The organism is Pseudomonas sp. GOM7 (genome assembly GCF_026723825.1).
GTDB lineage: Bacteria > Pseudomonadota > Gammaproteobacteria > Pseudomonadales > Pseudomonadaceae > Aquipseudomonas.
Map to the genome: position 1 here is coordinate 5,177,135 of NZ_CP113519.1, position 12,763 is coordinate 5,189,897.

Sequence of the window (12,763 nt, forward strand, 5' to 3'; positions counted from 1 at the left end):
CTGGCGTGAGCGAACTGGCGACGGTACCGGTCACTGCGCTCAAGGGCGTGGGCGCCGCCCTGGCGGAAAAGCTCGCCAAGGTGGGCCTGGAAAACCTGCAGGACGTGCTCTTCCACCTGCCGCTGCGCTATCAGGATCGCACCCGCATCACCCCCATCGGCGCCCTCCGCCCAGGCCAGGATGCAGTGGTCGAAGGCATGGTCGCCGGGGCCGATGTGGTCATGGGTCGCCGCCGCAGCCTGCTGGTGCGCTTGCAGGACGGCAGCGGTACCCTGAGCCTGCGCTTCTTCCACTTCAGCCAGGCGCAGAAGGATGGCCTGAAACGCGGCACCACCCTGCGCTGCTACGGCGAGGTGCGTCCGGGCGCCACCGGCCTGGAGATCTATCACCCGGAATACCGCGCGCAGAATGGCGACGAACCGGCCCCGGTAGAACAGAGCCTGACCCCCATCTACCCCACTACCGAAGGCCTCACCCAACAGCGTCTGCGCCAGCTCAGCCAGCAAGCCCTGGCGCGGCTCGGCCCACGCAGCCTGCCGGACTGGCTGCCCGACCAGCTAGCCCGCGATTACCGCCTGGCACCGCTGGATGAAGCCATTCGCTACCTGCACCGGCCACCGCCGGACGCCGATGTCGAAGAGCTTGCCGAAGGCCGTCACTGGGCCCAGCACCGCCTGGCGTTCGAGGAGTTGCTGACCCATCAGCTTTCCCTGCAACGCCTGCGCGAGCAGGTGCGCACCCAGCAGGCTCCGGCGCTGCCGGCGGCGCAGAAACTGCCCCGGCAGTTCCTCGATAACCTCGGCTTCGCCCCCACCGGCGCGCAGCAGCGGGTCGGCGCCGAGATCGCCTATGACCTGGCGCAGAGCGAGCCCATGCTGCGCCTGGTGCAAGGCGACGTCGGCGCCGGCAAGACCGTGGTCGCCGCACTGGCCGCCCTGCAGGCGCTGGAGGCCGGCTATCAGGTGGCGCTGATGGCACCCACCGAGATCCTCGCCGAGCAGCACTTTCTCAACTTCAGCAAATGGCTCGCGCCGCTTGGCCTGGAGGTCGCCTGGCTGGCCGGCAAGCTCAAGGGCAAGGCCCGCGCAGCGGCTCTGGAGCAGATCGCAGGCGGCTGCCCCATGGTGGTCGGCACCCATGCGCTGTTTCAGGACGAGGTGAAATTCAAGCGGCTGGCACTGGTGATCATCGACGAGCAGCACCGCTTCGGCGTGCAACAGCGTCTGGCCCTGCGCCAGAAAGGCATCGACGGGCGCCTGTGCCCACATCAGTTGATCATGACCGCCACGCCCATCCCGCGTACGCTGGCCATGAGCGCCTACGCCGACCTGGACACCTCGATCCTCGACGAACTGCCCCCTGGTCGTACCCCGGTGAATACCCTGGTGATCGCCGATAGCCGTCGCATCGAAGTCATCGAGCGAGTGCGCAATGCCTGCCGCCAGGGGCGCCAGGCCTACTGGGTATGCACCCTGATCGAGGAATCCGAGGAGCTGACCTGCCAGGCCGCGGAAACCAGTTTCGAGGAGCTTTCCGCCGCCCTCGGCGAGTTGCGCGTGGGCCTGATTCACGGGCGCATGAAGCCGGCTGAGAAGGCGGCGGTGATGGACGAATTCAAGCAAGGCCACCTGCAGTTGCTGGTGGCCACCACGGTGATCGAGGTGGGCGTGGACGTGCCCAACGCCAGCCTGATGATCATCGAGAACCCGGAGCGCCTGGGCCTGGCCCAGTTGCACCAGCTACGTGGGCGGGTCGGCCGGGGTAGCGCCGCCAGCCATTGCGTGCTGCTCTATCACGCGCCGCTGTCGCAACTGGGCCGCGAACGCCTGGCGATCATGCGCGAGACCACCGATGGTTTCGTCATCGCCGAGAAGGATCTGGAACTGCGCGGCCCCGGGGAAATGCTCGGTACACGCCAGACCGGCCTGCTGCAATTCAAGGTCGCCGACCTGATGCGCGACGCCGATCTGCTGCCGGCCGTGCGTGACGCCGCCCAGGCCCTGATGGAACATTGGCCGCAACATGTGGCGCCGCTGCTGGAACGCTGGTTGCGTCACGGCCAACAATACGGTCAAGTGTGACATTCTTCACAATACGCCCGTCGCCACGAAACTGTGCGCACCTGCCCACTGGTTATACTTCGGGCAGACGCGCCAACGCTGGATATCGATATGACTGAAGCCGCTTTCGCTCCCGACGCCTCACTGCAACCGCCTGCCATGATCGTGCAACTGCTGGAAAAGCTCGCCCTGCCCTACCAGGTCATCACGGAGCGCCCTGGCCTGCCGGCCGAGGCACGCGTCCAGGCGGTACTGCTGGAGGACGCCGTCGGCGCCCTGCTGGTGCTCTATCCGCGCAGTCAGTTGCTCGACCTGGCGCGCCTGGCCGAACTCACCGGGCGCCAGCTCACCGCCGTGCGCCCGGAACGCCTGGAGCGCATGCTGGGAAAGCATGCCCTGGCGCTGCTGCCCGGCCTGCCACCCCTGACCAGTTCGCCTTGCCTGTATGAAGAGCGCCTGTTGCAAGCGCCCAAGCTGCTGGTCGACTCCGGCCAGCCCGGCGTACTGCTGGAGATCCCCACGGAAGCCTTCAAGACCCTGCTCAGCAAGGCCAGCGCCGCACGTTTCGGCGAGCCCGTCAGTGCCATTCGCCTGAACCTCGACCGCCCCGACGATGACCGCGCCGAGATCACCCAGGCGGTACAGGCCTTCACCGCACGCCGCATCCAGCAGCGCCTGGAAGAAACCATCGAGATTCCGCCGCTGGCGGAAACCGCACAGAAGATCATCAAGCTGCGCGTCGACCCCAATGCCACGGTGGATGACATCACCGGCGTGGTCGAGACCGATCCGGCGCTGGCGGCACAGGTGGTGAGCTGGGCCGCTTCGCCCTACTACGCGGCCCCCGGCAAGATCCGCTCGGTGGAGGACGCCATCGTCCGCGTACTGGGTTTCGACCTGGTGATCAACCTGGCCCTGGGCCTGGCGCTAGGCAAGACCCTGAGCCTGCCCAAGGATCAACCGCAACAGGCCACCCCCTACTGGCAACAGGCGATCTACACCGCCGCCGTGATCGAGGGCCTGACCCGGGCTCTACCCCGCGCGCAACGCCCGGAGGCAGGCCTGACCTACCTCGCTGGCCTGCTGCACAACTTCGGCTATCTGGTGCTGGCGCATGTCTTTCCGCCGCACTTCTCGCTGATCTGCCGTCACCTGGAGGTCAATCCGCACCTGTCGCACAGCCATGTCGAGCAGCACCTGCTGGGCATCACCCGCGAGCAGATCGGCGCCTGGCTGATGCGCCACTGGGACATGCCCGAAGAGCTGTCCTGCGCCCTGCGTTTCCAGCACGACCCGAGCTACGCCGGGGACAACGCCGCGTTCGCCAACCTGGTGTGCCTGGCCGTGAGCCTGCTGCGCAATCGCGGTATCGGCGCCGGCCCACGCGGCGAGATTCCCGAGGAACTGTTCGAGGCCCTCGGCCTGAGCCGGGAAAAAGCCGAAGACGCCGTGAACAAGGTGCTCAGTGCCGAAGCGGCGCTGCGCGAACTGGCTGCGCAGTTCCCCACGCACTGAAGCCTGCCGCCACGAAGGTACGTAAGGCGTACTCGGCTTTGGCCTCCTGCGTCGCCTGCATCCATGCAGTGCCGCAGGGCGCACCGGGCAGCGCGCCATTTGTGGAGTATTGGACAGGAGTCGTGGCGCCGAACTCGGCATGGCCAGGCGGACTGTTCGCTACGAACGACCGGCGTTCCAGTCCGCCCTACGGCTTGCTCACCGTCTTGCGTAGCTGCTCGCGCCGCTCGCCGAATAGTTCCGGCATGGTCTGCAGGCTGGCCGCAAGCAATGCCTGTACCTCGGGCTGCTCATACAGCGCCGCATAGGCGGCCAACTGGTCGCTGGGCATCTGCCGATAGGCAAAGAGCATGAAGGATTCCACCGCCTGCGCACTGGACTGGTGGATGGCTTCGGCCTGCGCTTGCGTGCGCTCCTGCAGACTTTGCTCGTCCAGATCCTCGCCGCGCGCCAGGAGCGCCAGCAGGGCCTGGGTCTTGCCCACCTCGTAACGCAGCAGGCTGGCCAGTTCGGAGGTATGGGCGGCCTGGTCGAGGCGCTGGATCAACGCCAGTCGTGCGCCTCGCACCGGCTGTTGCCGCAGACGTTCGCGGTAGGCGGCCAGTGCCTCGGGTTGCTCGCCCACTTCGCGTTCGGCCTCAGTGAAACGCTGTGCCAACTCGCCACCAAGTGCGGCCTGGGCCTGCTCAAGCTGTGCCAACTCGAAGCGCACGGCAAGACGCTCGGCCAGTTGCCGGCAAAGCGCCTGTGGGTCGAAGAGGGTCTGCAGGAGCGCATGTTGCGCGGCATCCTGGCCGTGCGACAGCATGGGCGCGCTCTGCTCGCAGAGCAGTTGAATGCCCGCCAGCTCGAAGACGCGCAACATGGCAGGCGCCGAGACGGGCTCGGCACGCGCCAGGCAGGCCGATAGCAACAGGCAGGGCAGGAGCAGGGAGCGCATGATCGAGGCTTCTCGCAGGAACCTGCAGGCAGCCTAGACAATGCCCGGCCTGACGACCAGTCAAGCGGCCTTTTTCGCCGAACCGGCCTTCTTCTTGGGCATCAGGTACTTGGTCAGGCCCTGGAACCACATGACCAATGCCGGGTTGCCCTGAATCTGGATGTCCTTGTTCTGGATGCCCTGCATGAACGCCAGTTGCTTGTTCTTCGCGGTCATGGTGGCGAAGCCGAAGGGGGCGTCCTTGAAGCCGATGGCGAAAGCCGGCTCATTGGCCACGCCACGCTTGCTGCTGACCCGCTGGTTCTTGACGATGTAGTGACGTGCCAGCTTGCCGTCCAGGGTGTGCAACTGGAATACCAGATCACGCCCTTCCAGTTGCTGCTGGAAAGCAGGGTTGTCACGGCTGGCCTTGGCCATCAGCCGGCCCAGCATCCAAAGAAGAAAACGAAATTTCATGCGCAGGCCTCAGGAAACGAAGAGGATGATGGCGCATTGTAGTGTCTTGAACGCCGAACTACAGCCTGCCCAAAGAACGGCTTGCCCGAACCCTTGCTCACCTCTGACCTGCCGCCTAAGGTGACAGACATCCTCCCCATCCGCGTGCAGGTTCCATGCTGAGCGTTCATTATCAGGTCATTCAGGATCACCAGAGCGAATACCCTGAGCCCATTCATTTCGTGAAGGGCACGCGGTTGATCCTGGGCGAGCGCTACGAGGGGCCGGAAGGCTGGGAGGACTGGCGGTTCTGCACGGCACCTGGACAGAAAGGCGGCTGGGTTCCCCTGCAAATTCTCGACAGGATCGATGAGCACTGTGCTCGCGCCCGCGAGGATTACACGGCCAGGGAACTGGATGTGCGCATCGGGGAGCGGCTCATCGGCAGCCGCCATCTGAACGGCTGGGTCTGGTGCGAAAAGCTGGGCAGTCAGGCGTCCGGCTGGGTGCCGCTGGCGAACCTGCGCGAAATCACGCCCTGAAACACGACGCCCTGCAACCGCCTCCACCGACAGGAAGCGCTTGCAGGGCGCCTTGCCTAACGGCCTGCCGAAGCCTGGCTCGTCAGTTGACCGCATCCTTGAGGGATTTTCCCGGCTTGAAGGCCACGGTGTTACTGGCCTTGATCTTCACCGGCTGGCCGGTTTGCGGGTTCTTGCCCGTGCGGGCACCGCGATGACGCTGGACGAATGTGCCGAAGCCCACCAGAGTCACGCTGTCCTTGCGGTTCAGCGCATTGGTGATCTCTTCGAGTACGGCGTTGAGTACACGATTGGCCTGATCCTTGGTCAGGTCAGCCTTCTCGGCAATGGCGGCGGCGAGTTCCGGTTTACGCATAAGTGCCTCTTTGACGGTTTTTTGTTGTTGTGTCCGTGCTGTTCTTCAGAACAGCGCCCAAGGCGCCGCAACAGCTCTGCGCTGCGGCAGACGCAAGCAGAATGGCACGCCAGTTCGCCCGGCGCCAGTACCCCGCCAGGCATTACAGGCCGATTTTCGTGGCGTATCCGACAGAACGCCCGGTATTTAGGCCAACAGCGCTGGCAACTCCTTGTTCAAGGCCAGTTTCTCCTGCACGGCAGCCCCGGTCAGGGCGTAGCCAAGCAGTGCACCGGCGGCATCTCGACATAGCGCCTTGATATCCGCGCCGCTGCCGTCGATCGTCCACTCGCCCTGGCTGCCATGGGGAGGGGGCGACACCACCAGCGGGCAGGCCGGGGTCTTCACCGTCACCGGCATGGGGCCGTAGGCCACCGCAGTCGGCTCGCCGGCCAGGGTCTTGGCCAGGGCCCGCGCGCAATTCATCAACGGCATGACGTAGAGCAGGTTGAGGCCATCGACCTCGGCGCAATCACCCAGGGCGAAGATATTGGCGTGCGAGGTGCGCAATTGCCGATCCACCATCACCCCACGGTTGATGTCCAGGCCAGCCGCTGCGGCCAGCGCGGTACGCGGACGCAGGCCGACGGCGGACACCACCAGGTCGCAGTCGATCAGCGTACCGTCGGACAGATGTGCCTGCAGCGCCTCGCCCTGGTGCTGCAGGCTGGCCAGGGTCGGGCCGAGATGAAAACGTGTGCCCAGCCCTTCCAGCCCAGCCTGTACGGCAGCAGCCGCGGCCGGATGCAGCAGGCCCGGCATCACCTGCTCGCAAGGCGCCACCACGTCGACATCCAGCCCCCCCAGGCGCAGGTCGTTGGCGAACTCGCAGCCGATCAGCCCGGCCCCAAGGATCAGCACGCGGCGCTTGCCTGCCGCGGCTGCACGGAAGCGTGCGTAGTCCTCGAGGTCGTTGATGGGAAAGATGGCGTCCTCGGCATCACCGGCCACCGGCACGCGGATCGGCTCGGCGCCCCAGGCCAGCACCAGGTCGCGGTAAGGCACGGCTTCCTCGCCGATCCACAGGCGCTTGTGGCCCGGGTCGATGCCGGTGATACGGGTATGGGTGCGGATCTCGGCCTTGAGCTGCTCGGCCATGGCGCCGGCCTCGGCCATCACCAGGCCGTCGGCATCCTTGTTCTTGCCGAAGCCGGTGGACAGCATGGGCTTGGAGTAGGAGCGGCCGTCATCGGCGCTGATCAGCAGCAGCGGCGTCTCGCTGTCGAGCTTGCGCCATTCCTTGGCCAGGTTGTAACCGGCCAGGCCGGTACCGACGATGACGACAGGTGCACTCATGGGGGTGATTCCTCACTGCGAAAACGACGCGACGGCCTGCAGGCCGTCGCCATTGATCCGTTGCTCATGCCAGCTCGCCGTGCTCAGACGATCTCGATCATCTCGAAGTCGACCTTGCCCACGCCGCAGTCCGGGCACACCCAGTCGGCGGGCACGTCTTCCCAGGCCGTGCCGGGCGCGATGCCCTCCTCGGGCAGGCCCAGGGCCTCGTCGTAGATGAAACCGCAGACGATGCATTGCCATTTGCGCATGGTTCAGGTCTCCCCGGAAGCTGGCGCATCACACCCTACTGGATCGTGCGCCGGCTGGCCAGATCAGCGCCGGCCGGCCAGTCGGAGGTTGGGTATGACCAGCATAGGGTCTGTGCCGTTTCGACGCGAGTCATGCGCGAAACGACAACAGCCCCTAGCCCATCAGCCTGCGAGCATGCGCCCGGTCTCTTCCAGGTTGATGTGCCACTGCAGCGCTTCGCGCAGGATGTGCGGCGTGTGGCCACCCCGTTGGCAGGCACGCTCGAAGTAGTCGTTCAGTGCGGCGCGGAAGTCCGGGTGCACGCAATTGTCGATGATCGCCCGGGCGCGCTCGCGCGGCGCCAGACCCCGCAGGTCGGCCAGGCCCTGCTCGGTGACGAGGATATCGACGTCATGCTCGCTATGATCGACATGGCTGACCATGGGCACCACGCTGGAGATCGCCCCGGCCTTGGCGATGGACTTGGTGACGAAGATCGCCAGGTGGGCGTTGCGGGCGAAATCGCCACTGCCACCGATGCCGTTCATCATCCGCGTGCCGCCGACGTGGGTGGAGTTGACGTTGCCGTACAGGTCGAACTCCAGCGCCGTGTTGATGCCGATGATGCCCAGGCGCCGCACCACCTCGGGGTGATTGGAGATTTCCTGCGGGCGCAGCACCAACTTGTCCTTGTAGCGCTCCAGGTTACCGAACACATCGGCATTGCGCCGCGCCGAGAGGGTGATCGAGCTGCCCGAGGCGAAGGCCAGCTTGCCGGCATCGAACAGGTCGAAGGTGGAGTCCTGCAGCACCTCGGAGTACATGCTCAGGCCCTCGAACGGCGAGTCGATCAGGCCACACATCACCGCATTGGCGATGGAGCCGATGCCGGCCTGCAGCGGGCCGAGGCTGTTGCTCATGCGCCCGGCGTTCACTTCGCGCTTGAAGAAGTCGATCAGGTGGTCGGCAATGGCCTGGGTTTCGCAGTCCGGCGGCAGCACGGTGGAGGGCGAGTCCGGCTGCTCGCTGATGACGATGGCGGCGATCTTCTCCGCCGGGATGGGGATGGCGGTGGCGCCGATGCGGTCGTCCACCCGGGTCAACGGGATGGGCGTGCGGGTCGGCCGGTAGGTGGGAATGTAGATGTCGTGCAGGCCTTCGAGATTGGCGTTGTGCGCCAGGTTGATCTCGACGATCACACGCTCGGCGAAAATGGCGAAGCTGGCCGAGTTGCCCACCGAGGTGGTCGGTACGATATGGCCCTGCTCGGTGATAGCCAGCGCCTCGATCACGGCGATATCGGGCTTCTTGAGCTGGTGGTTGCGCAGTTGCTCAACGGTTTCCGACAGGTGCTGGTCGATGAACATGACGCGGCCGTCGTTGATCGCCTTGCGCAGCGTGGCATCGACCTGGAACGGCATGCGCCGGGCCAGCACGCCGGCCTCGGTGAGTTGCTTGTCGAGGTCGTTACCGAGGCTCGCGCCGGTCATCAGGCTGATGCTCAGCGGCTGCTGGCGGGCACGTTCGGCCAGCGCCAGCGGTACCGCCTTGGCTTCGCCTGCGCGGGTGAAACCGCTCATGCCGACGGTCATGCCGTCCTCGATCAGGGCGGCCGCTTCGGCCGCCGTCATCACCTTGTCCAACAGCGCAGGCAGCCGCACACGATCACAATGCATCGGAAAAACCTCGAAAGGCAGGGTCGGAAAGAGCGGCAGTCTAGAGCCGCGAACCGCCTTCGCATGCTCGACCAAGGTCGCATTGATGGCTCTAGGGCGCGCCTTTCGTCGGATTCAGTCAGCCCCGCACCAAAGCCAGGCAGGTGCCTGGCTTTGGTGCGGGGCCAAGAGAGTCGCGCCAGTGCAATGCCCATCATTCAGGCACTCGGACGTAGCTGGCACCGGACTTGCTGCCCGAACTCACTCGGCTCGGACACGCAGCCGCGCCAGACGACGCGACGCTGCGCGATGAGCCTCCTCGATGAACAGATGCAGGGCACCTGTGACGGTGCCTGGATGGGAGATTGGGATGCGCCCGGAAGTCGTTCTGCTGCTCGGCGCCAGCTTCTGGGGCCTGGGCTGGATGCCCCTGGAACACCTGGCCAGACAGGGACTGCTCGGCATGCCGGTGGTGGTCTACAGCTACAGCCTGCTATGCCTGCTGGCCGTGCCGGTGCTGCTGGCTCAGCAACGCGCCTGGTGGCCGCAGCGGCGCGCCCTGGCGGTGGTCTGTCTGTGTGGCGGCTGGGCCACTGCCGGACTGGTCGGTGCCCTGTCCGAAGGCGACGTGGTACGCGCCATGCTGCTGTTCTACCTGGCGCCGGTATGGAGCCTGCTGGGCAGCCGCCTGCTGCTCGGCGAACGGCTCAATGCCAGTCGCTGCGGCGCGGTGCTGCTGGCCATATGCGGCATCACCCTGACCCTGGGCATCGATGCCGACACCTTCCGTCCGCTGCAAGGCAGTGACTGGCTGGCGTTGTCAGCCGGCATCGCCTTCGCCGCCAACAACCTGGCCACCCGCTCCGCCGGGCAGGTTCCACTGGCCAGCAAGACGCTCGCCGCCTTCGTCGGGGCGGCGCTCAGCGGTGGGCTGTTCTGCTTGCTGCAGGAGATCGCGCTGCCGGCGGTGGCCCCCATGCAGTGGCTGCAGCTTGGCCTGTTCGGGGTGTTCTGGCTGATCGCCATGTGTGCCGCGCAATATGGCTTCAGCCACGTCGAAACCAGCCGCGCGGCGGTGCTGGTGCTGGTCGAACTGGTGGTCGCGGTACTGACCGCCGCGGCCTTCGGCGAGCGCCAGTTGGGGCCGGGCGAATGGTTCGGCGGCGCCCTGGTGCTGATCGCCGCGCTGCTCGCTGAACGGCCTTCGCGCCCCGTAGCTGCCGTGGGCTGCGAGGCCAAACCATGACCACTTCGCTGTGAGATTGCCCCGCAGCGCTAGCACCACCCTGAAACGCGGTGCGCCCGGACGAACCGGGCGCTGCGGTACTGCCTACCAGGCCTAGAATGCCAGACCGACGCGCAGGCCCACCTGCTCCTGCTTGAGCTTGCTGCGCTCGGCCAGCTCGCTGTTGCTGTCCAGCTCGTAGCGCGTCTGGGTGTAGTACAGGCTGGTGCTGATCGGGACATTGTTGATGCCCTTGTTCCACAGCATGGTCAGCTCGCCATAAGGGTTGACCTTGTCCTTGAGATCCACCGAGTCACTGTCGCCATCGACCTTCAGACGTGCCTCGGAGTTGATCGAGTAGCGTGCCCCGACCTCCAGGCGCAGGGTGTAGTTCGGCGTCAGGTAGTTGTAGCCCAAACCCGCCTTGGCGAAGGGCGACTTGCTGGTGAGCTTGACGTTGCTGTCGAACGGGCCGACGTCATCCTGCTCGATGCGCCCCCAGTCATAACCGCCGCCGACGATCAGGTCGACGTAATTGTTGGTGCTCAGTGCCGCACGCAGGCCAAGGTCGATATCGGCCCGCGCGGACTTGTATTCGACATCATCCTTGTCGCGGTACTGGCCTTCGATGCCGGCCTGGTAGATGAAGCCTTCCTGCCCCGTCAGCTTGTTGCCGAAGTGGTAGAACAGGCCGCCCTGGTTGAGGCGTTCCTTGTCGCTGTCGTCATCCACGGTGAGTTTGTACTGGTTGTGCGAGGCGATCACGCCGAAGGTGGAGATCGGGTCGGTGACCGAATCGGCATAGGCCTGCGAGGCGCCCGCCAGGCACAGGGCAAGAGTCGCTTTCGGGGTCATTCTGGTCAGTTGCATGGCTATATCCTTGGCAATGAGTGAATAACGCCGCTCACCAAAATGGTGCGACGCAAACTCCTAGACTGCCCCAGGCGACTGCGATTCGGTAAATACGATGAGTGGTTGCGAAACTGAACGAGGCCTGACACCAGACGCTTCGCATGGGAGGAATCGAGCAAAAGGAGGTCGCCTGCCACCGTCCGAGCGAGCGGTGGCAGGCGCAGTCAATCGATCTTCAGCACCTTGGCCAGCACCACCTTCGGCCCCTTCATCTTCTTGACGATGATGCGCAGACCCTCGGTCTCCAGCACCTCTTCTTCCTCGGGCATGCGCTTGAGGCTGTCGTAGATCAGCCCGGCGAGGGTTTCGGCCTCGATATGGTCGAGGTCGACGCCGAGCAGGCGCTCGATCTTCGCCAGCGGCGTATCACCACGCACCAGCAGCTTGCCTGGCTGGTAGGCGAGGATGCCGCGCTCGGCCTTGCGGTGTTCATCCTGAATGTCGCCGACCAGCGCCTCGAGCACATCCTCCATGGTCAGGTAGCCGATCACCTTGCCATCAGCTTCCTCGACCAGAGCGAAGTGCGCGCCGCCCTGGCGGAAGCGCTCGAGCAACTGCGACAACGGCAGGTGGCGGCTGACCCGTTCCAGCGGGTGCATCAGATCCGCCAGCTTGAGCGCCGAAGGCAGCATCTCCAGCAGCGACAACTGCAGCAACAGATCCTTGATGTGCAGTACGCCGACGAACTCGCCCTTGCTCTCGTCGAAGATCGGGTAGCGGCTGTACTTGTGTCGGCGGAAGGTGGTGAACACCTGATCGAGGCTGGCATTGACTTCCAGATAGACCAGATCCTCGCGCGAGTTGGCCCAGTCCACCACTTCCAGCTCGCCAAGCTCCACCGCCGAGGCCAGCACGCGCATGTCCTGATCGCTGTCATTGCTGGCGCGGCTGGAGTGCAGGATCAGCTTGAGCTCATCGCGGCTGTAGTGATGCTCATGGTGCGGCCCCGGCTCACCTTGCCCGGCGATGCGCAGAATGGCGTTGGCACTGGCATTGAGCACGAAGATCGCCGGGTACATCAGCCAGTAGAAGGCGTACAGCGGCGCCGCCGTCCACAGCGAGAGCAGCTCCGGCTTGCGGATAGCCCAGGACTTGGGCGCCAGTTCACCGATGACGATGTGCAGGTAGGAAATGATCGAGAACGCGGTGAAGAAGGCGATGCCATGCACCAGCTTGGGCGATTCGATACCCAGAGCACCGAGCAACGGCGTGAGCAGCTCGGCGAAGGCCGGCTCACCGACCCAGCCCAGGCCCAGCGACGCCAGGGTGATACCCAACTGACAGGCGGAGAGGTAAGCATCCATCTGGTTGTGCACGGTGCGCAGGATACGCCCACGCCAGCCATGGGCCTCGGCCAGGCTATCCACCTTGGTGGAACGCAAGCGCACGATGGCGAACTCGGCAGCGACGAAGAAACCGTTGAGCAGGACCAGGAACAGGGCGAACAGCATGAGGCCGAAGTCGGCCAGATAAGCAGAGGAGGAAAGACTCGGGGAAGGATCCATGGATGTCAGGCTTGGCTAATGATCGGCTTAGGTTGGGGGCTGTGCGCGGCGAT

Annotated in this window: 12 protein-coding genes; 4 read left to right on the top strand and 8 right to left on the bottom strand. The window is 65.2% G+C overall.

The features are described from left to right. The first annotated feature begins 5 nt into the window (after positions 1-5). Together recG and OU800_RS23070 are read left to right on the top strand one after the other, a co-directional pair. Positions 6-2,081, top strand: coding sequence for an ATP-dependent DNA helicase RecG (gene recG, locus OU800_RS23065; RefSeq protein ID WP_268179780.1), 2,076 nt, complete (start codon positions 6-8; stop codon positions 2,079-2,081). Positions 2,082-2,171: 90 nt separating this feature from the next. Continuing rightward, positions 2,172-3,575, top strand: a complete 1,404-nt coding sequence (locus OU800_RS23070) for an aminoacyl-tRNA deacylase and HDOD domain-containing protein (RefSeq protein ID WP_268179781.1) — start codon at positions 2,172-2,174, stop codon at positions 3,573-3,575. Positions 3,576-3,762: 187 nt separating this feature from the next. Here the strand turns inward: OU800_RS23070 and OU800_RS23075 are convergent, their stop codons facing one another. Beyond that, entirely contained in the window at positions 3,763-4,515 is a 753-nt protein-coding gene (locus OU800_RS23075) for a hypothetical protein (protein ID WP_268179782.1), read from the bottom strand. Positions 4,516-4,575: 60 nt separating this feature from the next. Further along, positions 4,576-4,971 carry a helicase gene (locus OU800_RS23080; protein ID WP_268179784.1) on the bottom strand — a complete coding sequence of 132 codons (396 nt, stop codon included), beginning with the start codon at positions 4,969-4,971 and terminating at the stop codon, positions 4,576-4,578. 155 nt (positions 4,972-5,126) lie between these two features. On the opposite strand from OU800_RS23080, the gene OU800_RS23085 reads away from it, so the two are divergent. After that, positions 5,127-5,492: an SH3 domain-containing protein gene (locus tag OU800_RS23085; protein ID WP_268179786.1), complete on the top strand. Its 366-nt coding sequence runs from the start codon at positions 5,127-5,129 to the stop codon at positions 5,490-5,492. An 82-nt stretch (positions 5,493-5,574) separates the two neighbouring features. On the opposite strand, the gene OU800_RS23090 is transcribed toward OU800_RS23085, so the two are convergent. From OU800_RS23090 to OU800_RS23105, 4 genes are all read right to left on the bottom strand, one after another. After that, positions 5,575-5,847, bottom strand: coding sequence for an HU family DNA-binding protein (locus OU800_RS23090; protein ID WP_268179788.1), 273 nt, complete (start codon positions 5,845-5,847; stop codon positions 5,575-5,577). 186 nt (positions 5,848-6,033) lie between these two features. Continuing rightward, positions 6,034-7,182 carry an NAD(P)/FAD-dependent oxidoreductase gene (locus OU800_RS23095; RefSeq protein ID WP_268179790.1) on the bottom strand — a complete coding sequence of 383 codons (1,149 nt, stop codon included), beginning with the start codon at positions 7,180-7,182 and terminating at the stop codon, positions 6,034-6,036. Positions 7,183-7,265: 83 nt separating this feature from the next. Beyond that, positions 7,266-7,433, bottom strand: a complete 168-nt coding sequence (locus tag OU800_RS23100) for a rubredoxin (protein ID WP_268179792.1) — start codon at positions 7,431-7,433, stop codon at positions 7,266-7,268. A 162-nt stretch (positions 7,434-7,595) separates the two neighbouring features. Next, positions 7,596-9,089, bottom strand: coding sequence for an acetyl-CoA hydrolase/transferase family protein (locus OU800_RS23105; RefSeq protein ID WP_268179794.1), 1,494 nt, complete (start codon positions 9,087-9,089; stop codon positions 7,596-7,598). A gap of 349 nt (positions 9,090-9,438) precedes the next feature. On the opposite strand from OU800_RS23105, the gene OU800_RS23110 reads away from it, so the two are divergent. After that, on the top strand, positions 9,439-10,314 hold the full coding sequence (locus OU800_RS23110; protein WP_268179796.1) for a DMT family transporter: 876 nt from the start codon (positions 9,439-9,441) through the stop codon (positions 10,312-10,314). Positions 10,315-10,407: 93 nt separating this feature from the next. Here OU800_RS23110 and OU800_RS23115 read toward each other — a convergent pair whose 3' ends face one another. Both OU800_RS23115 and OU800_RS23120 read right to left on the bottom strand, forming a co-directional pair. Further along, positions 10,408-11,163, bottom strand: coding sequence for an outer membrane beta-barrel protein (locus tag OU800_RS23115; protein ID WP_268179817.1), 756 nt, complete (start codon positions 11,161-11,163; stop codon positions 10,408-10,410). Positions 11,164-11,369: 206 nt separating this feature from the next. Beyond that, complete coding sequence (locus tag OU800_RS23120; protein ID WP_268179818.1) at positions 11,370-12,710, bottom strand: hemolysin family protein; 1,341 nt, start codon at positions 12,708-12,710, stop codon at positions 11,370-11,372. Between the last annotated feature and the right edge of the window lie 53 nt (positions 12,711-12,763).